The sequence below is a fragment of the Nocardioides jishulii genome, assembly GCF_006007965.1.
Taxonomy (GTDB): domain Bacteria; phylum Actinomycetota; class Actinomycetes; order Propionibacteriales; family Nocardioidaceae; genus Nocardioides; species Nocardioides jishulii.
This window is the reverse complement of record NZ_CP040748.1, coordinates 935,809-959,677: the sequence shown is the minus strand read 5'-3', so window position 1 is coordinate 959,677 and position 23,869 is coordinate 935,809. Positions and strand designations below refer to the sequence as shown.

The window sequence follows — 23,869 nt, the reverse complement described above, 5'->3', positions numbered from 1 at the left end:
GGGAGAGCGAACAAGTCATGGGTTGCCTGCAGAAAGGTGCACACACTCGAGTCACCCGGCGGCGCCGCACGGTGGTCGGCGTCACCGTGGCCGCCACGGCGCTGAGTGCGCTGGGGGCGGTGACACTCCCCCCGGCCGAGGCCGAGTTCGCCGACTCCTCGACGAGCCAGGGCCGCTACACCGAGGTCATCGACTGGGTGCAGTGGGGTTCCCAGAACAACGACGTCGTCCTCCAGGGTCCCTCGAGCTCGAAGACCGTGACGTCCGAGCGCAGGATCGGCTCCTCGACCCTGCGGACCACCTGCACGGTCAAGGGCCTGTCCTGGGAGCAGCCTCAGCAGACCGGGGCCAACGGCGCGAACACCGGCGTGGTGCTCACTCCCCCGCTGGTGACCTACACCCCGGGCAGCTGGGCCGGCGACTCCTTGGACGACCTCTACAACGTCGGTGGCGCGGGGTACGCGCAAGGCGCGTACCCGCAGTACCCGCAGGACTTCCGCAACCCGAACTCGATGGTGATCGGCCTGGGCAACCCGAATCCCAGCCTGGAGGGCGCCCCCGTGGGCGTCACCGAGGACCAGACCGACGGTGCACGCATGTCCTTCGACTTCTCGTGCGAAGCCACGCTCGACGGCGCCCCGTTCCCGCTGGAGGGCATCGTCTTCGCCGACGCCGAGGCGAGCAGCGGCCGCAACTACAGCAACCCCAATCCGAAGAACGGCCCCGAGTGGGTGCAGGCGACGTCCGCGGAGCCGGGCTCGGCTTGGCGGCTGCTGGAGCAGCAGCGCACCTGCACCCAGGCGTACACGCAGGCGTCCTGGCCAGCCGCGAACACGTTGCGGATGGGGACGGAAGGGCAGGAGTGCGCCCTCCAGAACGGTTTCGTCTGGCCCTACCCGGACCCCCAGGGGCACGGGCCCAACGCCGTGGCCTTCCTGCAGAACGACGCTGACCGCGACACCGTCTCGGCCCGGGTCGAGATCCAGGGTCGCGGCTACAGCGCCATCGCCCTCGGGTACGTCCTGGGCGCCGACTTCGGTGACGCTCCCGAGAGCTACGACCGGGCCGGTGCGCTGCTGCAGCCGACGTGGCGCGGCGGCGAGATTCCCGCCTGGGCCACGACCAACCTGTCCACCGCGCAGCAGAGCAGCCTGCTCCTGCCCCAACGGACCCTCCTCGGCGAGACGGTCGACGCCGAACGCCAGCTCCAGCACAGCCCCGGCGCTGACGGGGACGACCTCGCGACGAGCCAGGACGAGGACGGGCTCGACGGTTCGAGCCTCGAGGGGCGTCGCTTGCCAGCAGACGTGCTCACCCGGGAGACCTACTCGCTCGGCGACGTGCCCTGCTACGGCCCCGACACGGGCGAGGCCTACGTCTCGGGCTGGATCGACTGGAACGGCAACGGCGTGTTCGACCCCGACGAGCGCTCGTCCACGGCGACGTGCCCCTCGGGTGGCCCCCACCGGGTGACGCTGGAGTGGGACGTCCCGGCCGACGCCAACCCGGGGATGAGCCACACGTTCGTGCGCCTGCGCATCGCGGAGGACCGCGACCAGGCCGAGCAGCCGACCGGATTCAGCCTCACCGGTGAGGTCGAGGACCACCGGGTCGACCTGGCCGCCCGGGTGCAGGTCGACAAGACCTGGGTGGTCGACGGCCAGGAGTACGACCACGGGACGCAGCCCCCGGGGCTCGACGCCTCGCCCACGCTGACTCCGTCGCACGGCACGCCTGAGTGGGGCGCGTGGCAGGACGGGTACCGGCCCCAGGACGCGCTGGAGATCGGTGAGACCACCGACATCGACGAGAGCCTGACGGGCTGCCGACTGACCCGAAGCACCCTGACCGGCGACGGGGTGGCAGCTGGCGGTGTCGACCTGCGCAGGGGTGGGACCACCGCGACGGTGACGCTGCCCGGCAGCTCGAACCGCTACCGCATCACCAACACCGTCGAGTGTGAGCAGCGCCTGACCCTCGTCAAGGAGGTCGAGTTCGGGGAGCGGCAGCCCGAGGACTGGTCGCTCTCCGCCACCGGCCCTGCCGACGCGCTGCCGGGCCACCAGGACGAGGAGAGCGGGACCACGCTTCCCGTGTCGGCGGGCGTTCCCTACACCCTGAGCGAGGACGGGCCGTCCGAGTACGTCGCCACCGCTGACGGGTGGCAGTGCCTCGACACGCGCACCGGCGACGACGTGGAGACCACGAAGGGCACGGTGACCCTCCAGGCGGGCCAGGACGTCACGTGCACGGTCACGAACACGACGGCGAAGCTCACGCTGCTGAAGAGCGTCGAGGGTGGTGACGCGGCTCCGGACGACTGGACGCTGAGTGCGACGCCCGCACCGAACGACCTGGGGCTCGACACCCGGTCGACGCCGGGTTCCTCCGACCCTGAGTCGGCCCAGACGTGGGAGGTGCGGCCTGACCAGGCGTACGTCCTCGCCGAGGAGCCCACCGCGGCGGTCGCGCAGGACGACTACTTCCTCGACCGCGTCGAGATGAGCCTCGACGGTGGTCGCACGTGGCAGCGCGTCGAGGACCCCGAGGAAGCAGTCACGGTTCCTGCAGGGACCCACGCCCTCTACCGGTTCGTCAACCAGAGCGCCCCGTCCTTGAGCGTCCCGTTGACCGGTGGCATCGGTCGGGACGCCTACCTCGTCGCGGGGGTCGTAGCGCTGCTGGCCGGCGTGACGCTGGCGATCTGGCGCCGCCGCTCCCGAGCGACCTCCCACGACCGACGAGCGTGAGGCGAGCCTCCGCGCCTCGCACTCGTCGTCACCTGACGTGTCAACCGCCGTGGTGGCCCCTGGCCGCCCGGGCACACGAGAAAGGAAGGAAGCACATGTCACCACTGGGCAGGAATCGTGCTACGCGCCTCCTGTCAGTTCTCGGCGCCGGCGCGCTCGCGCTCGGTGCGCTGGCCCTCACGCCAGCTCACGCCGCCCCCAGCTACGGCAACATCGACGAGAACGCCTCGGGCACCATCGTCGTGCACAAGCACGAGAACCAGGTCGGCACCGACGCGGTGCAGGACCCGGACGGCAACGGAACGCCCATTCCCACCCCGCCCGTGTCGGGGGTGAAGTTCACGGCGTACCAGATCCTGGACGCCGACGGAAAGCCCGTCGACCTGACGGTCCCCTCCACCTGGGACCACCTCGAGGACCTCAAGGTGTCAGCTGACGGCACCACCTTGACCGGAGGACCTGGAGCTCCTTCCGGGCCGTGGACGGTGGGTGGCGCCGTGGACAGCGCCACCACCGACGCCCAGGGCGAGGCCACTCTCGAGGTGGACACCATCGGCGCCTACGTCGTCGTGGAGAGTGACGCCCCGGCCGACGTCGTGCAGCAGGCCGCGCCCTTCGTCGTGACCATCCCGTTCCCGTGGGAGGACGGCTGGCTGTACGACGTGAACGTCTACCCGAAGAACGCGCTCGCCAGCGTCTCGAAGTCCGTCGAGCAGCAGCCCGCGGGCTCGCTCGGGCTCGGCAGCGTGGTGACCTTCCCGGTCTCGGCCAAGATCCCGAGTCTCGCCCCGGGCACGTCGTTCGAGAACTACGTGGTCCGCGACACCCTGGACGACCGGCTCGACAAGGTGGGCGTCGGCACCGTCACCGTGGAGGGTGCGGCCGTCGACAAGGCCTACTACGACGTGGTTGTCACCGGGCACACGGTGCGCGTGGAGTTCACCGAGGCCGGTCTGGCCTGGCTCAAGAGCCAGGGCGGGAAGCACGTCGTGGTCGACTTCGTCGGCACCATCGCGCGCCTCGGCGACGGTGTCCTGAAGAACGAGGCGGACGTGTTCGTCAACGACCCCGACGAGCAGAAGGGGCTCACCACCAACGAGGTCAGCACCCACTGGGGTGACCTCGTCCTCCACAAGACCGACGCGTCGAACCCGGGCACCGGTCTGGAGGGAGCGGTCTTCGAGGTGTACGCCGCCGACACGCCGTACGCCGACCAGTGCTCGGCCGCCAAGCCCGTCGGCTCTCCCCTGGCGGTCAACGGCGCCACGCAGTTCACCTCCGGCGCCGACGGTCGGATCCAGATCGCCGGGCTGTTCGTGAGCGACAGCGTCAACGAGAAGGTCGACGCGGGCCAGCGTTGCTACGTCCTCAAGGAGGTGCAGGCACCTGCTGGCTTCGCCACCCCGAGCGGTGACGCGGCCCTCACGCCCGTGGCCGTCAAGACGGGTGCGACCGCCGACGTCGACGTCACCATCGAGAACGCGCAGCAGCGAGTCCCCGGGATCCCCCTCACCGGTGGTCAGGGCAGCGCGCTCCTGGTGATCGGCGGACTGGCACTCCTGGGCCTCGCGCTCGCCGTGATGCTCAGGAACCGTCGCCGCGAGAGCCAGGTCTGAACCACCTCGACCTGGTGAGCACCACACACGGTGTCCCGCACCCTCCTCCGCCTCGTCGGGGGAGGGTGCAGGACTCGCTCTTCTCGCGCCTGCTCGTCGCCGTCCTGATCCTGGCCGGGAGCGGTCTGCTGCTCTACCCGAGCGCGGCCAGCTGGTTCACCGCCGTCAACCAGGCCGCGGTGATCGAGGAGTACCACGCCGCCGTGGTCGACGCCGACCCTGCTGACCTGGCACGGCAGCTGCGGCGGGCGAAGACGTACAACGACGCACTCAGCGCCGGCGCGCTCCTCGACGCGGACGCCCGCAAGCCGCAGGGCAACGGCGTCAGCAGTGACCCGTCGCTCGACTACGACACCCTTCTCGACCCCACCGGGACGGGCGTCATGGGTCACGTCCGGATCCCGTCGATCGACGTCGACCTCCCCGTCTTCCACGGGACCGGGGACGAGACGCTGCGGCGCGGCGCGGGACACCTGGAAGGGTCACACCTGCCGGTCGGAGGGCCGGGGACCCATGCCGTGATCGCCGCACACCGCGGGCTGCCCGAGGGCCAGATGTTCGACGACCTGGGGCAGGTGGAACCCGGCGACCGGTTCTCGCTCGAGGTACTCGGCGAGGTGCTGACGTACGAGGTGCGCGAGGCCCGGGTCGTGGAGCCCGACGACACCGACGAGCTGCGACCTGAAAGGGGCAAGGACCTGGTCACGCTCGTCACCTGCACGCCTCTGGGCGTCAACAGCCACCGCATCCTCGTCACCGGTGAACGGGTGGACACACCGGTGGCCGACACCGAGGAGCTGCGCGCCCCCGTGGCTGAGGCGGGCTTCCCGTTCTGGGCCGTGGGCGCCGTGGCTGCCCTCCTCCTCGCCGTCGCGTACCTCCTCGTCACACGCCGGCGTCAGCACCAGTCCGGGTGAGCCGTCAGGTACGCCTTCTCCGCGAGAGGAGCACGAGGGGTATCGCGATGAGGATGATTCCGAGGAGCAGGCAGACCGCTGCCGCTGCGTAGAGCGAAGCGCCGATCGTTGCCAGGATCGGCAGCTTCGCCCCGACCGACGCGTCCACCGCGATCGCCGGCCTGGTGTCGGCGTTCATGACCACGAAGGTCCAGTCACCGCCGGACGGTTTCCACGTCAGGTCGAGCGGTCCCGACCCGCTGACTGCGGCGTCCCAGAAGTCCTGCGACTGCGGCGGAGCGGGGAGGAAGGTCCCGGGGTGGTGGCGGTAGACCGGTCTCCCGTCGTGCAGGTCGATGAAGGTGTCGTGAGGGACGTCGGCCAGGTAGCGCCGAACGGCGTCGGTGGGTCCCACCCCGACGAAGACCTCGTTGCCCGTCAGCGAGCGCACCTCGAGCTTCGTCTCCCCCAGGATCGTCTCCGGGAGGAAGCTCTCGGGCCCGTCGCCCAGGTCGAGGTTCTCGGAGGTGATCGCGGCGGCCGAGCTGGTGAGCGCCTTGTCGTCGCTCATCAGGAACCCGTCGTCGTCCTCGAGGGCCACGTCGACGGCCGCCAGGGCGGTTCCGCCGAGGAAGAGGGCCAGGCTGGTGACGACGGCGACTGAGCCGATGACCGCCGAGGCCACCTTGCCGGCAGTCCAGTCCTTCGTCCTCTCTCCGGCGTGCTCCCCTTCGACCGGCTGAGAGCTGGGGGACGGCTGAGGGTTCGACTCTCCCGTCACGCCCTCCGGCCCGGCGGCCGCCGTGCCTGCCACCGCCGTGCCTGCCGCCGCTGTGCCTGCCGCCGCTGTGCCCGTGTCGGCCACGTGCTCTGGCCCGGGCTCAGCACCGCCCTGGTCGAGGGCGAACGGGGGGTAACGGTCGGTCATGAGCATGACGTAGGCAGCGAGCCGGTAGACCCACCGGTTCAGGCCCATGACGAAGTCGAAGATCCGTGGGGGGTAACGACGCCGGAAGAGCAGGACCACGGCAGCCACCAGGGCCAGGAGCCAGATGAGTCCGGCCTGGGGAGTCCACGGAACGTCACTGTTGGTCGAGTAGCTCCCGACGCCGACGAAGAGTCCGACCACCAGGTAGTGCGGGATCGCGAGCAACCACCACTTGACCAGGACGAGACCGCGGGAGAGGTGCTCGGGTCGTTGCAGCACCAGACGCGCGGGATAGCTGGCGTCGTCGCGCAGCGAGAACGGCGGGTAGCGGTCGGTCGCCAACGCCGAGTACCCGTAGAAGCCCACGCGCCAGGACCACCTGAGCACCCCGACGTTGAAGTCGAAGAGGGCACGCGGATAACGCCCCGTCACGAGGATCGCGAAGAAGGCCATGACGGTGAACACGCTGAACGTCAGCCACAGGAAGAAGAGCACGACGTAGTGCGGGATCAGCAGGAGCCACTTCACCAGCCAGAGCGCCCTGCTCGTCCGCTCGTCCAAGATCCCTTCGAGACGCAGGGGGTAGGTCGCGGTGCGTGGGTCCGTGGTCATGATGTCCTCGAGGCCTCGTGGGGGCAGGAGTGTCTGAGTCCAGCGTTCGCGGCAGGCGGTGGCACGGCCAGGAGGCCATCGACACGTGTTCCGGAGGCCAAGGTCCCGGACGCGGACGCTGGTCGGGTGTCGCCACCGTGCGCGCCCACCCGGTCGGCAGGATGGGGGCATGACCCCAGGGAGCGACGAGAGCAAGCAGCGCGTGGCCACCGGGCTCCTCCCCGGCCGCGACGAGGTCGACGAGGCCGTGGCGGCGGCGTACGAGGAGAGCCGGAACGTCGAGGGCGGTGACCTCGCCGACCACATCCCTTCCCTGGCCGAGGCCGATCCCGAGCTCTTCGGCGTCTGCCTGGCCGGGGTCGACGGCAGCATCCACGAGGCGGGTGACGCCGACGTCGAGTTCACGATCCAGTCGATCTCCAAGGCGTTCGTCTATGCCCTCGTCAGTCAGGCCCGGGGCCACGAGGTCGTCCGCGAGCGGGTGGGGGTCAACAACACCGGACTTCCCTTCCACTCCGTCATGGCGCTCGAGCTCAACGACGGCCACCCCCTCAACCCGATGGTCAACGCCGGAGCCCTGGCCACCACCTCGCTCGTGCCCGGTGAGACCCCGGACGAACAGTGGCACGCCATCCGGACCGGCCTCTCGGCCTTCGCCGGTCGGCCCCTCGACTTCGACGAGGAGGTCCACCGTTCCGAGCAGGCGACCAACCAGCGCAACCGGGCGATCGCCCTCCTGCTCGAGAGCCACGGGCGCCTGGACGACCCGATGGACACGGCCGAGCTCTTCACCAAGCAGTGCTCGTTGCGGGTGAGCGCGCACGACCTCGCCGTCATGGGCGCCACCCTCGCCGACGGCGGCACCAACCCGGTCACCGGCGAGCGGGTGGTGTCGGCGGAGGTCAGCCGCGACACCCTCGCACTGCTGGCCACGACCGGCATGTACGAGCGCTCCGGCGAGTGGCTCTTCCGCATTGGCCTGCCCGGCAAGTCGGGCGTCTCCGGCGGGATCGTGACCATCGCGCCCGGCAAGGGCGGCATCGGCGCGTTCTCCCCGCGGCTGGACAGCGCCGGCAACAGTGTCCGGAGTGAGCAGTTCACCGCGCACCTGTCCCGAGCTCTCGGCCTCAACATCTTCGCCTCCGACTCCTACGTCCCCGAGGACTGATCCATGACCACCAGGACCATCGTCATCACCGGCGCCAGCGACGGCATCGGCACCGCGGCAGCACGCCGGCTGAAGTCCCGGGGCGAGCACGTCGTCCTCGTGGGTCGCGACCCGGGCAAGACCGAGGCGGTGGCCCGGGAGCTCGACGCCCCCTTCCACGTCGCCGACTACGCCGAGCTCGACCAGGTGCGCCGGCTCGCGGCCGAGCTCTACGACTATCCGCGCATCGACGTGCTCGCCAACAACGCCGGCGGCATCATGGGCGCCCGCACGCTGACCGTCGACGGCTTCGAGAAGACCTTCCAGGTCAACCACCTCGGCGGGTTCCTGCTGACCCACCTACTGCTGCCCAAGCTGGTCTCCAGCCAGGCCCACGTCATCCAGACGTCCAGCCAGGCGGCGCGGGCCTTCAGCGCCTTCTCCCTCGACGACCTGCAGAACGAGCGCGACTACTCGCCGCACCAGGCGTACGGCAACGGCAAGCTCGCCAACATCCTCTTCACCCGCGAGCTGCACCGCCGGTACGCCACCCACGGCCTCGCCGCTGCGGCGTTCCATCCCGGCGTGGTCGGTACCAACTTCGCCAACGACACCGGCACCTTCCTGCGGTTCGTCTACCACACGCCGATCGTGAAGAACCTCGTCACGATCTCGCCCGACAAGGGAGCCGAGCAGCTGGTCTGGCTCGCGAAGGGTGCCCCCGGCACCGACTGGGAACCAGGCGTCTACTACGAGAAGAAGAGGCCCGCCAGGTCGAGCCGTCAGGCCGACGGCGCCGCGCTCGCCACCCGGCTCTGGGAGGAGTCCGCCCGCATGGTCGGGGTGGACCCGGAGGGCCCCAGCGGCCTCTGACCCGGCGACAGCCATAGCGCGAGGCGCTCCACCCAGGACGGGTTCCCGCATGGTGGATGGGTCTGGACGGGCTCGGTGCGGTCCCGACATCGTGAGGGACGGCCCCCGCACCGCTCACGCCCATCCTGCTCGAGACCTTGGCCGGCGCCCCCTACGCCTGGCCTCTGAGGAAGCCCATGAAGAACACACTCCGCCGGGGCCGTTGGCGGGTCGCGCCCGCCGTGGCCCTGCTCGTCCTCTCCGCCCTCGCCGGGACCACGCTCGCGAGCGCCTCGGCCGCCGTGCCGCTCCCGACCACCGCCCCGGTCCCGACCGTCGCCCCGGTGGCGGCCGCCGCTCCGAGCGCGAGCACCACCTCCGGCGCGCTGCCCACGACGGGCACGACGAAGACCCTCGTGCTGCGCGCCCACTGGACTCAGCCCGACTCACTGACCAAGGAGCAGGCCGAGAAGGTGTTCACCGAGGCCAACTCGTGGTTCCGGGAGGTGTCCTACGGTGCGCTGGGGATCAGCGGCGAGGTCACCGACTGGCTCAAGATCCAGGGCCCCGCTGCGGGCAAGTGCTACAGCGACGGCAAGAGCATCCTGACCCAGGCGAAGGCCGCGGCCCAGGCGCAGGGCAAGGACCTGGCGAGCTTCCAGAGCTTCGTCGTCTACTTCCCGAAGGTGACGTCCGGCGACTGCAGCAGCTATCCCGGGTGGGGCAGCGCCAACGGCGTCTGGCTCAACGGACAGATGGACCTGCCCGTCGTCGCCCACGAACTGGGCCACGCGTACGGTCTCGGCCACAGCGACGCGCTGCTGTGCACCGGCGCCATCGACGACTCGTGCACCTACAAGGGCTACGGCGACGACTACGACACCATGGGTCGGGCCGACGAGACGCCCCACTACAGCGCACCGCAGAAGGACAAGCTGGGGTGGTTGGGCAACGGTCGTCAGGTCGACCTCACCAAGGGGGGCGTCGTCACCCTCCGTCCCATGGCGAGCCAGACGTCCGGCGTCAGGGCGGCGAAGGTGAGCGCAGGAGGCCGGACCTACTGGGTCGAGTACCGGCAGAAGGTCGGCTACGACTCGAAGATGCGACCTGCCGGGTACGCAGGCGTACAGGTGCGCTTCACCGGTCTCGGTGCGCATTCGGACGCGGCCATGCTGATCGACCCGACGCCCGGCACCCAGCCGTCGGTCGCCACCGCGACCCTCGGCGGCGGCGAGGTCTGGACCTCCCCCGACGGCTTCACGCTGAGCGTGGGCGCCGCCACCGAGCAGGGGGCCGTCATCGAGGTCGGCCGTCCGCCGACGGTCGAGGCGTTGCAGGTGGCTCGCGTCGCCAGCGGTTCGGCCAGGATCACCGGGACCGCCGAGCTCTCCGCCGCGAGCAGAGCCACCCTGTCGATCCGCTACGGGACCACGGCCTCGTACGGGAAGACGACGGCGGCCAGGTCGATCACCGGCGCCCATCAGGGGGACGGCACCTACCAGGCCGCGGTCGGCGAGACCCTGACCGGGCTCACTCCCGGCGCCACGTACCACTACTCGGTCACGGTCACGACGCCATTCGGTTCCGTCTCCAGCGCCAACCAGACGTTCACGGCGCCCGGCGCAGCGGCGGTCCCGGGACCGCCCGCCATCGCGAACCTCAAGGCGGGGCCCCACGGGGACGGGGCGGTGCTGCTCTTCGGCAAGGCCAGGCTGTTCACCGCGACCTCGGGCACCCAGACTGTGCGCTACGGCCCGACCTCGAGCTACGGGACCACGACGCTGAGCCAGCCCGTCACGGTGCAGTCCGACATCAACGGGGACCACACTGCGTCCGTCGGCGGCGTGATCAGCGGGCTCGCCCCGGGCGTCTACCACTACTCGGTCACCGTCACGACATCGTTCGGGTCCGTCTCGAGCCCCGACCAGACCTTCACGGTCGCGGGTCCGCCGACGATCGAAACCGTCGGGACGGTCCCCCTGGGTGCCGGCTCCGTGACGGTGATGGGGATGTCGAAGTTCTTCACCGCGCCCTCGGCCACGCAGACGATCCGCTACGGGACGACCTCGTCCTACGCACAGACGGTGACCAGGACGGTGGCGGGCACCAAGCAGTCCAACGGCCTGTACACCGCGGTCATCGGGGACACGCTCAGCAGCCTGAAGGCAGGGACGACCTATCACTACTCGGTCACCCTGACGACGCCCCACGGCACCGTGACGAGCCCGGACAAGACGTTCAGGCCCTGACGTCTGCTCGCGTCCACTGACCGAACCACGGTGCCCCGTCGGTTCGTGTGCCGAGAGTCAACTGCTGGACGACTGCCTGCGCCGCGGGCAGTCGTCCAGCAGTGGCCCCACAGGCCACGGTCGGCGTACTTCGCCTGACGCTGGGCCGTGCGGTAGGACTTCGTGCGCCTGAAGGGCTTGTTGTTGTAGACGTACACCTTGGCGTTGCCGGCGAACACCTGGGCGCGGTGGTGCTTCATGTGTCCCTCGCGATCCGGAGGCCCTGTACCCACGAAAGGGTAGGAAAAGTGTCGCCGCCCCCCAGGCATTCGCGGATTCTCGTCGCGGAGGCAACCGCGACGACTCCGCGCAAACCGACGCGCCGGGCACCTTCTGTGCACCACCATGGACTCGCGCCCCTGAGGGCGACCGGGGCGCACCGCGAGCCGAATGCGCCCGCCCGCCTCGACCGCACGCTGGGTCGAGCGCCGAAAGCCAACCGTCCACTCCACGAGAGCGGATGCGACACCACCCAGGAGAGTTCATGGCCAGCTCGAAGAAGGCGCCGCTCATCGCGGCCGCCGTCGTCGGAGTCCTCGCGATCGGCGGCATCAAGCTCGCCACCGGCGGCGGCAGCGACGAGACCCTCGAGACTGAAGGCAAGACCACCGCGTCTCGGTCCTCCGAGGGATGCGAGTCCGTCGTCATCGCCGCCTCCAGCGAGAAGGCCGGCCTGATGGGTGAGATCGCGGACCAGTACAACTCCGCCGGACGCAAGGTCGACGGCACGTGCTTCGAAGCCGTCGTGACCACGGTCGCGTCCGGATCCGCCCAGACTGCCCTCGCCGAGGGGTGGGACGAGAAGGTCCACGGGGCGAAGCCGACCGTGTGGTCGCCGGCCGCCTCCACCTGGGTCGGCATGCTGAAGCAGGACCTCATGGCCGCCGACAAGCCGAACATCCTGCCGGAGAAGTCGAGCTCGATCGTCACGTCCCCGCTCGTGCTCGCCATGCCGAAGCCGATGGCGGAGGCGCTCGGCTGGCCGAAGAAGCAGCTCGGTTGGGGCGACGTCCACCAGCTCGCCACCAACCCTGCTGGGTGGGGCTCGGTCGGTCACCCCGAGTGGGGCAAGTTCACCCTCGGCAAGACCAACCCGAACATCTCCACGTCCGGCCTGGCCGCCACGGTCGGCGCGTTCTACGCCTCCACCGGCCGCGCTTCTGACCTGACCGCCAAGGACCTGACGGACAAGAAGGTCCTGAAGTACGTGCAAGACGTCGAGTCGGCTGTCGTCCACTACGGCGACACCACCCTCACGTTCCTGTCCAACCTCGCGAAGGCCGACAGGTCCGGCAAGGGCATGACGTACGTGTCGGCGGTCGCCGTGGAGGAGAAGTCAGTCATCGACTACAACCTCGGCAACCCGACCGGCGACCCGACGACCCTCAAGGATGCGAGGAAGCCGCAGGTGCCGCTCGTCGCGATCTACCCGAAGGAGGGCACCCTCGTCTCCGACAGCCCCTACGTCGTTCTCGACGCGGACTGGGTGAGCGAGACGCAGAAGAAGGGCGCGGCCGACATCGAGGAGTTCATGAAGACGCCAGCGTCCCAGAAGACGTTCACCGACGCTGGGTTCCGCGCCCACGACGGTGCGGCCGGCAAGGCCATCAAGGACGACTCCAACCTCAGTGCCGCCAAGGTCAAGTCCGTCATCAACGCCCCGTCCGCCTCCGTCCTCAACGGTGTCCGCTCCACGTGGGCCGAGGTCCGCAAGCCCGCCCGCGTCCTCATGCTGATGGACGTCTCCGGCTCCATGGGCGACGACTCCGGCCACCGGGGCAAGTCGAAGCTGGAGCTGGCGAAGGAGGCCGCCGCCGGTGCCCTCGACCAGTTCACCGCCCACGACGAGGTCGGCCTGTGGGCCTTCACCACCGGGATGGCCGGCGGAGAGACCGACTTCTACTCCGAGCTCATGCCGCTGTCGAAGCTGGACCAGGCGAACTCGAAGAAGCTCACCACGACCCTCAACGGCCTCATCCCGTTGAGCGGCACTCCGCTGTACGCCGCCACCCGCGCCGCTGCCGCGACCATGAAGTCGGAGTGCGCCGACGGCTACATCTGTGCCGTCGTCGTCCTCACCGACGGTCGCAACGAGGACATGAGCGACAACGACCTCGACTCCCTGCTGGAAGACCTGGGTGGCGGCTCGAGCGAGAACGCGTTGCGCGTCTTCTCCATCGCCTACGGCGACGGCGCCGACCTCGACACCCTCAAGCAGATCTCCGAGGCCTCGTCGGCAGCCGCGTACGACAGCCGCGACGCCTCCAAGATCAACAAGGTCTTCATCGACGTCCTCTCCAACTTCTGACGCGTGAGGCAGACGTTGAGCACGAGGGAAGGAACCCGCTCATGAACAACCCCGGACGGCCCACCATGGCCCGGCTGGTTCTCCACGGTGCCCGCGAACCGTGGGTCCTGCTGGCCAGCGGTCTGGGGGGCGGCGTGGCGTGGGCGCTGGGGATCCCGATCCTCGTAGCGACCGGTGTCGCTGCCCTCATGTGGGGTGCAGGCGCCGTGACCGCGGCCCTGTCCGGGGGTTACGGACCAGAGGAGCTGACCCGCGGCAAGGACCTGCCCCAGCTGCGGCGTGGCACGGAGCAGAACCATCTCGTCGGCGCGCTCGACGGCTACATCGCTGACCTGCGCGGCTTGCGAAGCTCCAAGATGGCCGAAGGCGTGACCAGCCAGGCGATCGAGGCGCTCGTCGCTGCGGAGAACGCTCACGACGGTGCCGTGCGTGCGGCCCTGGCCGTCGACCTGCTCGACGACGCCCTCTCCCGCAGCCGGGCCGTGTCCGCGCAGTGGTCGAATCGGCACAACGAGGTCGGCTCCTCCGTCGCCCGCATGAGTGAGCGCCGCGACGACGTCCTCAACCGGCTCCGTCACGCTGTGGCTGAGGTGGCGGAGGTGTACACGAAGCTGCTGGAGCTGTCCGCGACCGTGTCCACCTCCGGTGTCGTCGCCGACTCGACGAACCTCGACGAGGTGGCCAGCTCGATCGATTCCCTGCGCGGAGCGTTCGCCGAGCTCGAGGCTGCGGAGACGCCCGAGCTTTCCTGACCCGGGTGGGGCGTGACGTCAGCCAAGACGGTCCCTCACAGCCTGTGCGTCATGGCCAGGCGAAGGACTAGCATCCAGCACGTGGGTGGTTCTCCCGAGGGATTCGAGTACGTCCGCCGCGCCGACGGCAGCGTGGTCATCACGCACCACGGCCGGGTGGCGGCGAAGCTGCGAGGCGGCCGCGCCGCGGAGTTCCTCGCCGAGGTCGAGGACGATCCCCAGCTGGTCATGGCCCGGTGGACCGGGAACTACCGGCACGGCAACGAGCGGGTGGCTCGCCAGCATCCCCGCAACAGGCGCTGAACGGCCGTTTCTGGTGGCCGTCCTTCGTCATGTTCAGGTCGAGGTCGATCTGGTTGAACCCGCCGACTGCCGCCCTCTTCACACCCTGCGGGGAGTTCCCCGTGCGGTCCGGCGCGCCGCGCGGCTTGTGGCACATCGACCCGGTCGGCCTGCCGTACAGAACGGGCTCGTGCTCCTGCTCCTTCTTCGGTCCCGGGTCCAACGGGAGAAGCCCCCCCGGCTGCAACAGCGATGACGAGAAGTGTGCAGACCGCGACGACAGCAGTGAGTACGCGACGAAGACGGTTGGTCATCAGGGGCAAGCTCCTTGAGGGACCAGGCGCACCCCAGGGCACCAATCGCTCAGGGGTATTCGCGCCAGCGTGCGGGCGCCGCAATCCCAGGACCGCGACCTGATTCTCGGTCCGCCAGTTCGGCGCTCAACCAGACGGGTCCGGGCCAGCGTCAGCAGTTAGACTCCGCTCGGGTTCTTAGGCCGGACGGGCTGAACTGCACGGGAGTTGTCCCGATGTTTGTTCCGACTGTTCTTCCGACCCGCCGCCTCCGTAGCTCAGCTGGATAGAGCAGCGGCCTTCTAATCCGCCGGTCGCAGGTTCGAATCCTGCCGGGGGCACCCGTACGAGGCAGAAGGCCCCAGTCGCCGAGCGACTGGGGCCTCCTCCTCACCACGGCAGTGGCACTACTTCTTGACCACGACCTTGGCGCCCGCAGCGCTGGCGGCGGCGTACCGCGCGTCACCGGCGTACGCGAGCGCGACCTTCCACGTCCCCTTCGCGAGCTTGGGGATCGTGACGGTGACCGCACCCGACTTGAGCGTGCCGGTCAAGGCGCGCTTCGTCTTGCCCTTGGTGAGCGTCACGGTCACCTTGCCCGCGGCCTTGGCGAGGCCGGCCGGGGTGGCGACGGTGACCTTGTAGCTGCCCGCCTTCTTGCTGGTCGGCGCCTTGACGACCTTGGCCTTGGTCGAGGTGACCTTGCCCTTGGTGACGCTGAGCTTGCCCTTCTCGGTGAAGCCGACGACCTGGTCGTCACCGGCGTAGGTGAGGGTCCAGTCGTACGCCCCGGGCACGAGCGTGTCGAGCGTGAACGAGGCAGCGTTGGACTCGATCACGCGGGTGTACGTCTTGCCGCCCACGGTGAGCGTGACCGGACCGGACGGGATGCGTCCGTGGTCGTTCTCGAGCGCGACGGTGACCGTCGCGCGCTTGCCGTACGCCACGGCCGGGGCGGTGACGGTGCGTCGAGCCACGACGGCGCCCGGCAGGCCACCGAAGTACTTCTCGAGCTTCGACAACGCGTCACGGCCGAAGTCAACCTGGGCGCGGGCCTGGGCCAGTTGCTGCGCCTGGGCAGGCGTCAGCGTCGACTCGTCGGCGGGGATCGCGAAGTTGAGGCCCAGCTGTGCGGAGGGGTGGGTGAACCACCACTGCGACATGTACTCCTTGAAGGTCGGCAGGCCGGTCGAGGCGTCGGTGTCCTGCTGGATCCACTGACGCTTGACCGCATTGGTGGACGGGGTGGCCCCGGTCCCCCGCTCGTAGTTGATCAGGAACGGCACCTGGATCTTGCGGACCACGTCGGGGAAGGCGGTCAGGTCGCCGTTCGGGTAGTAGGCGACCCGGTTGCCGGAGTTGGGGTCGTACTCGGTGACCACGTTGCGGAAGTGGCTCCGCACCACGTCGCCGTAGAGGTACGAGGGACGGAAGTTGTTGACGCCCTCGCGGTTGGCGTTGTCACGCACGTGGAGCGGGTTGGCACCGGCGTTGGCACCGTTGACCGTGGCCCCGTCGAGGACCAGGTCGAAGTTGTAGACCTTGCGCACGCCGTTGGCCTGCGCCTGGGCGTTGACGTCCTTGATGACGGCGCGGGTGTTGGGGCACCACGTGCCACCGAAGAGGAGCACGAAGCTCTTCGACGCCGCGGCGTCCTTGAGGTTCAGCAGGTGCAGCAGCTCGGGGTAGGTGACCTGCTCCACGCGCCAGCCGTCCGCACCGTCGGCGTCCGTCAGGATGTCGCCCCCGTAGCGGGCGTCGTCCGGGTTGGCCAGGTCGTGCTTGGCGTTCGTGGTCGACTTCCACCACTGGAACTGGCTGAGCTGGTCGATGGCAGCGCCGCCACCGACCGCGCCCACGGCCGCGGTGACGCCGGCGGCCACGTCCTCGCTCCCGGACAAGGCCACCCAGTCCACGATCTTGTCGGCGGCACCGCCGACCTCGTGGTCCTTGTCGTAGACGAAGAAGACGGCGTCGTCGGCGCCGATGGCCGCGGTGGCCCCGGTGCGGTGGTCGAAGGCCGGGTCGTGGGCGTCGTTGACCACGGCGTCGTCGAGCGTGATCGTCACCGACGAGCCGCTGGCCGCCGGCACCGACTTGATCCCGTTGCCGAGGTGCTGGCCCAGGAGGTTGCGCCACGTGTTGCCGAAGACCGTACGCGGGGCCTCGGCGAGGTTGATCCCCTCGGGCTGGCGGGTGTTGAGGTTCTTCACGCCGCTCTGGCCCGACAGGTTGGGGTCGTACCAGTAGATCCGGCTGGCGCCGGCGGCCCGTGCCGCCGCGTCGGCCTGGACGACCTTCTCCTTGAAGCCGGCGTCGGTCACCGAGCCGATGACGTACGCGAACTGTCCCGGCTGCTGGAGCAGCCACTGGAGTCGGTCGTAGGTCACCGTCTCCACGATCGTGGTGGTCGGGAGGCCCAGGGTGTCCTGGAGGTAGGTCTCGTCCACGGCGGTCTGGGCGTTGCGGGCCGGCGCGGCGCTGGCCTGGAGCCCGGTCACCGCCAACGGACTCACGGCGACGGCGAGCCCGGCGGCTGCCGCGGCGAGGCGACGGCGGGTTGAGTGTGCGTTCATCTCAGGTGCTGTTCCTTCGTGTGATGGGCGGATGCAAGGTGCGGAACGTCAGGAGGTCTTCTGGCGACGGCGGCGGCCGAAGACGCCGTAGCCGCCCACCAGGGCCAGGCCGCCCACGAGCAGGCTGGCGAGGATGACGAGCCCGGAGCCGTTGCCGGACTGCGCCGCTGCCTGGGTGTCGTCGTCGGCGGTGGCAGCGACGAACGTCCCGTCGACCGTCTCCACGGACTCGTCGGCGGCTTCGGCCTCGGAGGCGCCCTTACGCTTGGCACGCTTCTCGCCGGGCTCGCCCGACTCGTCCGTCGTGGTGCCGACCGTGGGGTCGTCGGTGGCGGTGCCGGTGGCGGCGTCGGAGCTGCCGGTCCCACCGCTGGGCTGACCTGCGGAGCCGGTGCCCGAGGTGCCGGACGGGCTGGACCCCGAGGAGCCGGACTTGCCCTGGGAGGACCCGCCGCTCTTGCCCGAGGAGGAGCCACCGGTCTTGCCGGTCGAGCCCGAGGAGGAGCCGCCGCTCGGCGCCGGGGTCTCCTCCTTCTTCTCCTTCTGCTTCGCCTGCCACTGCTTGTAGCCGGGGATGCGCTCCCACTCGGTCCACGGGATCGACTGTCCGTCGGCGTAGTTGACGCGGTTGTTGTCGAAGTCGAACCAGGCCCCGGGGATGTAGGAGCACTCCTCGTCGTCGTAGCCGGGGAGGGTGTCACGCCCGTCCTCGTACGTCCGTCCGTCGTCGCCCTTGACGACGATCGGGTGGGGGTTCGAGGCGGGGTTGGTGATCGCGTGCGCGATGGGGGCGAGGAGCACGCTGCCCGCCAGTACGCCCAGCGACGTCAGTGAGGTGGTGAGGATCTTCTTCATGGTTGGCCTTCCGTGAGGAGTGGATGCGGCGATGCGGGGAGACTCAGGTCGCCGGGACGCGGTGGCGCCCCGCTTCCGGCGTGCTGACGGCGACGTCGTACGCGGTGTCACCGGCGCCGTCCTCGACGGTGGCGCTGGCGTGGGCCGCCGGGTCGAACTCCGCCCGACCCTCGAAGATCTCGTCGTCGAGGAGGCCGGTCTGACGGGCCACGACCGTGGCGCTCACCGCGGCTGCGGTGACGTTGGTGGCGGTACGCGCCATGTCGGCGATCGTGCTGATCGGCAGGGTCACGGCCACGAACTCCAGCGGCAGGCCGGCGGCAGCGAAGACGGTCACGGCCGCGACCGTGGCCGCACCCGGAACTCCGGCGGTCCCGACCGAGACCACGACCCCCAGGAGCGCCAGCACCAGGTAGTCCTGGGTCGTGTAGGGGATCCCGTAGGCGTTGATCCCCCACACGGCGATCAGCAGGGGCCAGATCCCGGCGCATCCGGGCATCCCGATCGTGGTGCCCAGCGGTGCAGTGAAGTGGGCGACCTCCGGGTGGACGCCGACCCGACGGGTGAGGACGTCGGTCGTCACCGGCAGCGTGCCGACGCTGCTCTGCGTCGAGAAGGCGGTCAGCTGTGCCGGCAGGACCTTGCGGAAGAAGGCAAGCGGTGAGACGTCCGCGAAGACGCGCAGGAGGACACCGTTGACCAGCCACATGTGGGCGAAGCAGGTGCCCCAGGTCAGGGCGAGCAGTCCGATGAGCGACCAGAACTTGTCCTGGAGGTCGGCGGTGGTGGACACCACGGTCACGGTGAGCGCCACGATCGCGTAGGGCGTGAGGCCGATGACCATGCCCACGGCCTTGAAGATGACGAGCTTGAGGGCTTCGACGCCGTCCCGGAAGGGGCGGACCGAGCGGGAGTCGCGCTCGGCCAGCGAGAGGTAGGCGACCGAGAGCACCACCGAGACCAGGATGATCGGGATGATCTTGTTGCCCGCCAGGTCGCCCACGATGTTGACGGGGAAGAAGTTGACCACGACCTCGCCGAAGTCCTGCACGGAGTTCTCCAGGACCGAGAGCTCCTCTCCCCCGAGCTCCTCGTCGACGCCGAGGCCGGTGCCGACAGCCAGGCCGAGGCCCAGCGCCAGGGCGACGCCGATGGCGTTGCTGAGCAGCAACCAGGCCACCGACCGCAGGCCGATGGTGCGGAGCTTGGCGACGTCACCCAGCGCCGTGATGCTGGAGACGATCGCGACCACGACGAGCGGCGCGACCGAGGCGAGCAGCACGTTGACGTAGATGCGTCCGATCGGCTCGACCCAGTCGGCGTGCTGCCCGGCGACGAGGCCGATCGGGATGCCCGCCACCAGGGCGAGCAGCGTGAGGAGACTGAAGTTGACCCCGCGCCGGCGCAGCAGGCGGATTCCGAGGAAGACGACTGCCACCACGGCGAGCGTCGCGAGATTCTGCCACTCCACTGGACTGTTCCTGTCTATTAATTCGATTGAAGAACTGTTCTTTGAGGGCGCACCGGACGACCGGTCCGGAGCGCCGAGGCGTCAGCCGCAGTGCCGGGCGTCAGCTGCAGGCGCGAGGTGGCCCCGACCAGCGCGCCCACGCCGGCAACGGTCGCGGGTCCGGGTCAGGAAGGTGGTCACTGCCGTACGCCGCAGTCGGCCCGTGGTCGACGAGGTGGCGCAGGGCCTCCACGAGCCGGTCCACGTCCTCGCTCGACGAGCCCAGGCCGAGGCTGGCCCGGACGGCGGTGCGACCACCGTTGAGACGTTGCAGCAACGGGTGCGCGCAGAAGCGTCCGTCGCGGACCCCGATCCCCCACTCGGCGGAGAGGTAGTGCGCCACGGCCTCGGCGGAGTGACCGTCGACGCCGAACGTGACGACGCCGATGGCCTCCGCCTCACCGGGCCACAGCTCCAGGCGCCGCACCCCGGCGACAGCGTCGAGCCCGGCGACGAGCCGCTCGCGCAGGAGACCCTCGTGGCGCTCGAGCGCGCCGTCGGGCAGGCTCCCGATCACCTCGCAGGCGGCGGCGAGGGCCACCGCGCCGACGACGTTGGGCGTGCCGGCCTCGTGGCGCGCAGGCGCAGCAGCCCAGGTGACACCCCCCAGCGACACCTCACGCACCGCGCCCCCGCCGAGCAGGTGGGGCGCGGCCGCGTCCAACCAGTCCCGTCGACCCACCAGGACTCCGGCCCCGTAGGGGGCGTACAGCTTGTGGCCAGAGAGGGCCAGGTAGTCGACGCCCAGGCCGGCCACGTCGATCCGACGATGGGGGGCCCACTGCGCCGCGTCGACGGCGATCCGCGCCCCGTGACGGTGCGCGAGGGCGGCGAGGCGTTGCACCGGCAGGAGCTCACCCGTGACGTTCGAGGCGCCGGTGACCGCCAGCAGCGCCGCGGGGGCCGCGAGCAGCTCGAGCTCGAGGGCGGACAACGTCTCCTCGAGCGTCTCGCGCGCCTCGACGCCGCGCGCCCCCCTCGCCTGCCAGGGCAGCAGGTTGGCATGGTGCTCAAGGTCGAGGTGGACGACCTCACCGGGCACGACGGCGGCCAGCAGGTTGAACGCGTCCGTCGTGTTGCGTACGACCTGGACCACGTCGTCGGGCCGGGCGCCCACGAAGGCAGCGATCACGCGCCGCGACGTCTCGTAGGCCGACGTGCTGACCATGGACGCATAGCCCGAGCCCCGGTGCACGCTGGAGCAGTAGGGAAGGAACTCCGTCACCCGGTCGACCACGGCGCGGAGCGCGGGGGCGCTGGCCGCCAGGTCGAGGTTGACGTAGCGCACCGCACCACCGGTGACCAACGGGCTCACGAGGTCGGAGCCGACAAGCTCGGCGAGCGGCGGGAGCGACGCGACCGCAGGCAGCGGGCGCTCGTCCAGTGTGGCGTGAAGGGACATGCTCTCTCCCAGGTCCGGGGACCCCGCAGGGTCTGCGCTTGCCCGTCCGCGGTTGCGGAGGGACCGTGTCATCACCCGGGGCACCCCGCCGCAGTGGAGGGTTGCCGACTGACCAGCCGGGGCTTCGCATCAGTTCTCGTGACAGGGAGTAATCAACACCTAGTCACTACACTTTGTCAAGTTAACCCGGGCACGTCCCACCTCGGCGGCCGAGCTCGCGCACAATGGCCGCGTGGACATGCTGCGATCAACGACGCTCTTCGCCCTCGCCGCGGTCGCCGAGATCGGCGGCGCCTGGCTGGTCTGGCAGGGCGTGCGCGAGCACCGCGGCTGGCTGTGGATCGGTGCCGGCATCATCGCGCTCGGCATCTACGGCTTCGTCGCCACACTCCAGCCCGACGCAAACTTCGGGCGCATCCTGGCGGCGTACGGCGGCGTCTTCGTGGCCGGGTCGCTGCTCTGGGGCATGGCGGTCGACGGCTTCAAGCCGGACCGGTTCGACGTCGCGGGCGCCCTGATCTGCCTGGTCGGCGTCGCCGTCATCATGTACGCCCCACGCACGGCCTGACCCTTGACCCGCGCCGCCCCGCCGGGCACGGTGGTGGGATCGCGGCCGGTCCACCGTTCGCGCCGGACACGGGAGGCACCATGAGTGCGGTCGACAAGGCTCCAGCCCTCGTGCGCTGGACCCGGCAGCTCGAGGAGGCCACGAGCCTCGACGGCGCGGTCCACGCGATGGAGCCCAAGGTGCGCTTCCTGTTCGCCACGGGCGCACGCGGCTCGTTCCTGCGCGGCGAGTGGCTGGGGCACGCCCTCCACCCATTGCTCACCGACGCCGTCATCGGCTCCTGGACATCGGCGACCGTGCTCGACCTCTTCGGCGGGCGTGAGTCATCCCCCGCGGCGCAGCGACTTGTCGGCGTAGGACTGCTGACCATCGCCCCCACAGCTTGGGCCGGCTGGGCCGAGTGGTCGACGTCCGGGGAACGCGAGAAGCGCGTAGGCCTGGTGCATGCCGGGAGCATCGTGGTCACGTTCGGCGCCTACGCCGGCTCCTGGGTCGCCCGGCGACGCGGTCACCACCGGGCCGGAGCCGCGCTCGCCCTGGGCGGAGCAACCGTTCTGGGCGCCAGCGCCTACCTGGGCGGCCACCTGGCGATCGCGCGTGAGGTCGGGAGCCGTCACCCCGCGTTCGCGGAGGCGGAGACGGATTGAGGGGTGGTTCCATCACCACCCCGCAGCACACCGAACATCCTCAGGATGGGGCATTGTCGATTCGAACGTGCGTTCGATAGAGTCGTCGCAGGTTCTCGCTCAGGGCACCGGGTCACCGCCTCGCGGTGGCATCCGGAGACGGTGGGTCCAGTTGCGAGGGTGACGTGATCGTCCGGCAGGTCCGGGCCTCCAGGAGCAACGACCAGCAGACGCCACAGACGTGGCGTGCCGAGTCGTGGTCGTGGGGAGGTGGGGTCGTGCATCCGGTGAACGTTGTGGCTGCGTCGATCAGCTCGTCGCTGAAGTCGGTGGCCGACGTGAACCCGACCTTCATGCGGACCGACGAGAAGGCGGATGCACTCCTCGCCCTGGCGGACGCGGAGTCGCGCGTGGCCGAGCTGCGGCTGCGGGTCATGGCTGCGGCCGGTGACGTCGCCGAGGGCGAAGGGTTCCGCTCGATCGCGACCTGGCTGGCCCACCACGGGCACGTACGCCGCGGCGACGCCGCCGCAGATCTGCGCTTGGCGACGGCGTTGGACCGGCAGCGGCTCACCCTGGCGCGGGCGGTCCGTGAGGGGCAGGTGTCGATCGCCCAGGCGCGCGTCATCGCAGCGGCGGTGGATGAGCTGCCGTCCCGCGTGGGAGCCGACGTGATCGAGGCAGCCGAGGTGAGGCTGGTGGAGCTCGCCGCTGATCACGACCCCACGGACCTCGCGAGGCTTGGCCGCCGGATCCTCGAAGTCGTCGACCCCGACCGGTTCGAGGACGAAGAAGCCCGCCGGCTGGCTGAGGCCGAGAAGCATGCCCAGGAGCGTCAGCGACTCCGCATCCGTGCGCTGGGCGACGGGACAAGTCGGATCAGCGCGATCGTGCCCGACGCCACCGCCGCGAGGTTGGCGACCTACCTCCACGCCTTCACCAACCCACGGCTGGCCGATGGCGCGGTCCGAAGCAACGCCGCTCAGGACGACACCGGCAACGACCGCGACGCCGACGAGCAGACCGGCTTCGGCGTGCAGGTGTCCCACCCACGCCGCATGGCCGAAGCCTTCGCCCAGCTCCTCGAGGCCCTCGACCCGAAGCGCCTGCCCATCCACGGCGGCGACGCCACCAACGTGACCGTCACGATCACCCTGGACGCCCTGCGCGACGGCATCGGCACCGCGACCCTGGACAACGGAGTCCCCGGCGACGGGTTCGACACCCTCACCGCCGCCCAAGCCCGACGCCTCGCCTGCAACGCCAAGATCATCCCCGCCGTCCTGGGCACCGACTCCGAAGTGCTCGACCTCGGGCGGGCCTCACGACTCTTCAGCAAGGCCCAACGCCGCGCACTCGCCCTGCGCGACCAGACCTGCCGCGCCGAAGGCTGCGACATCCCCGGCACCTGGTCCGAAGCCCACCACCTCGTCCCCTGGTCGCAGGGCGGCGCCACCGATCTCGACAACGCCGCGCTTCTTTGCTCCCACCATCACCACCGAGCCCACGACCCCGGCTACGACACCAGTCGGATGGCCAACGGCGACCTACGGTTCCACCGACGGAGGTAGACCGCGATGCCCCAAGTGATGTCGAGTCCCGACCACG

General features: G+C 70.1%; 17 protein-coding genes, 1 tRNA gene and 1 riboswitch. Of the genes, 13 read left to right on the top strand and 5 right to left on the bottom strand.

What is annotated here, in order from left to right; translation table 11 throughout:
- Nucleotides 1-119 precede the first annotated feature (119 nt).
- From FCL41_RS04580 to FCL41_RS04570, 3 genes are all read left to right on the top strand, one after another.
- Nucleotides 120-2,750 carry a CshA/CshB family fibrillar adhesin-related protein gene (locus FCL41_RS04580; RefSeq protein ID WP_137066217.1) on the top strand — a complete coding sequence of 877 codons (2,631 nt, stop codon included), beginning with the start codon at nucleotides 120-122 and terminating at the stop codon, nucleotides 2,748-2,750.
- A gap of 95 nt (nucleotides 2,751-2,845) precedes the next feature.
- Complete coding sequence (locus tag FCL41_RS04575) at nucleotides 2,846-4,366, top strand: SpaH/EbpB family LPXTG-anchored major pilin (protein WP_212723155.1); 1,521 nt, start codon at nucleotides 2,846-2,848, stop codon at nucleotides 4,364-4,366.
- 14 nt (nucleotides 4,367-4,380) lie between these two features.
- Nucleotides 4,381-5,283 (top strand): class C sortase, encoded by a 903-nt coding sequence (locus FCL41_RS04570; RefSeq protein WP_175422342.1) that lies wholly within the window; start codon nucleotides 4,381-4,383, stop codon nucleotides 5,281-5,283.
- Between the two features lie 4 nt (nucleotides 5,284-5,287).
- Here FCL41_RS04570 and FCL41_RS04565 read toward each other — a convergent pair whose 3' ends face one another.
- Nucleotides 5,288-6,802, bottom strand: coding sequence for a DUF4389 domain-containing protein (locus tag FCL41_RS04565; RefSeq protein ID WP_137066213.1), 1,515 nt, complete (start codon nucleotides 6,800-6,802; stop codon nucleotides 5,288-5,290).
- A 169-nt stretch (nucleotides 6,803-6,971) separates the two neighbouring features.
- Between FCL41_RS04565 and glsA the strand changes: the two genes are divergently transcribed.
- The 7 genes from glsA to FCL41_RS04530 all read left to right on the top strand — a co-directional run bounded on the left by glsA (nucleotide 6,972) and on the right by FCL41_RS04530 (nucleotide 15,065).
- Entirely contained in the window at nucleotides 6,972-7,970 is a 999-nt protein-coding gene (glsA, locus tag FCL41_RS04560; protein ID WP_137066212.1) for a glutaminase A, read from the top strand.
- A gap of 3 nt (nucleotides 7,971-7,973) precedes the next feature.
- A complete protein-coding gene (locus tag FCL41_RS04555) occupies nucleotides 7,974-8,822 on the top strand; it encodes an SDR family NAD(P)-dependent oxidoreductase (protein ID WP_137066210.1) in 849 nt (282 codons plus the stop codon).
- A gap of 176 nt (nucleotides 8,823-8,998) precedes the next feature.
- A complete protein-coding gene (locus FCL41_RS04550) occupies nucleotides 8,999-11,050 on the top strand; it encodes a hypothetical protein (protein WP_137066209.1) in 2,052 nt (683 codons plus the stop codon).
- 523 nt (nucleotides 11,051-11,573) lie between these two features.
- A complete protein-coding gene (locus FCL41_RS04545; RefSeq protein WP_212723154.1) occupies nucleotides 11,574-13,397 on the top strand; it encodes a substrate-binding and vWA domain-containing protein in 1,824 nt (607 codons plus the stop codon).
- A gap of 41 nt (nucleotides 13,398-13,438) precedes the next feature.
- Nucleotides 13,439-14,149 (top strand): hypothetical protein, encoded by a 711-nt coding sequence (locus FCL41_RS04540; RefSeq protein WP_137066205.1) that lies wholly within the window; start codon nucleotides 13,439-13,441, stop codon nucleotides 14,147-14,149.
- Between the two features lie 81 nt (nucleotides 14,150-14,230).
- Nucleotides 14,231-14,452, top strand: a complete 222-nt coding sequence (locus FCL41_RS04535; RefSeq protein ID WP_137066204.1) for a hypothetical protein — start codon at nucleotides 14,231-14,233, stop codon at nucleotides 14,450-14,452.
- 539 nt (nucleotides 14,453-14,991) lie between these two features.
- Nucleotides 14,992-15,065, top strand: a tRNA-Arg gene (locus tag FCL41_RS04530).
- Nucleotides 15,066-15,131: 66 nt separating this feature from the next.
- On the opposite strand, the gene FCL41_RS04525 is transcribed toward FCL41_RS04530, so the two are convergent.
- The 4 genes from FCL41_RS04525 to FCL41_RS04510 all read right to left on the bottom strand — a co-directional run bounded on the left by FCL41_RS04525 (nucleotide 15,132) and on the right by FCL41_RS04510 (nucleotide 21,067).
- On the bottom strand, nucleotides 15,132-17,300 hold the full coding sequence (locus FCL41_RS04525; protein ID WP_137066203.1) for an Ig-like domain-containing protein: 2,169 nt from the start codon (nucleotides 17,298-17,300) through the stop codon (nucleotides 15,132-15,134).
- 48 nt (nucleotides 17,301-17,348) lie between these two features.
- Nucleotides 17,349-18,155 (bottom strand): hypothetical protein, encoded by an 807-nt coding sequence (locus tag FCL41_RS04520; RefSeq protein ID WP_137066202.1) that lies wholly within the window; start codon nucleotides 18,153-18,155, stop codon nucleotides 17,349-17,351.
- 43 nt (nucleotides 18,156-18,198) lie between these two features.
- Entirely contained in the window at nucleotides 18,199-19,626 is a 1,428-nt protein-coding gene (locus FCL41_RS04515; protein WP_137066201.1) for a dicarboxylate/amino acid:cation symporter, read from the bottom strand.
- Between the two features lie 100 nt (nucleotides 19,627-19,726).
- Nucleotides 19,727-21,067 carry an aminotransferase class V-fold PLP-dependent enzyme gene (locus FCL41_RS04510; RefSeq protein ID WP_137066200.1) on the bottom strand — a complete coding sequence of 447 codons (1,341 nt, stop codon included), beginning with the start codon at nucleotides 21,065-21,067 and terminating at the stop codon, nucleotides 19,727-19,729.
- Nucleotides 21,068-21,096: 29 nt separating this feature from the next.
- Nucleotides 21,097-21,211, bottom strand: a riboswitch (SAM riboswitch).
- A gap of 94 nt (nucleotides 21,212-21,305) precedes the next feature.
- Between FCL41_RS04510 and FCL41_RS04505 the strand changes: the two genes are divergently transcribed.
- The 3 genes from FCL41_RS04505 to FCL41_RS04495 all read left to right on the top strand — a co-directional run bounded on the left by FCL41_RS04505 (nucleotide 21,306) and on the right by FCL41_RS04495 (nucleotide 23,832).
- On the top strand, nucleotides 21,306-21,635 hold the full coding sequence (locus FCL41_RS04505; protein WP_420846571.1) for a YnfA family protein: 330 nt from the start codon (nucleotides 21,306-21,308) through the stop codon (nucleotides 21,633-21,635).
- 80 nt (nucleotides 21,636-21,715) lie between these two features.
- Nucleotides 21,716-22,282 carry a DUF2231 domain-containing protein gene (locus FCL41_RS04500; protein WP_137066198.1) on the top strand — a complete coding sequence of 189 codons (567 nt, stop codon included), beginning with the start codon at nucleotides 21,716-21,718 and terminating at the stop codon, nucleotides 22,280-22,282.
- 257 nt (nucleotides 22,283-22,539) lie between these two features.
- On the top strand, nucleotides 22,540-23,832 hold the full coding sequence (locus FCL41_RS04495) for an HNH endonuclease signature motif containing protein (RefSeq protein ID WP_239021775.1): 1,293 nt from the start codon (nucleotides 22,540-22,542) through the stop codon (nucleotides 23,830-23,832).
- The last annotated feature ends 37 nt before the right edge of the window (nucleotides 23,833-23,869 follow it).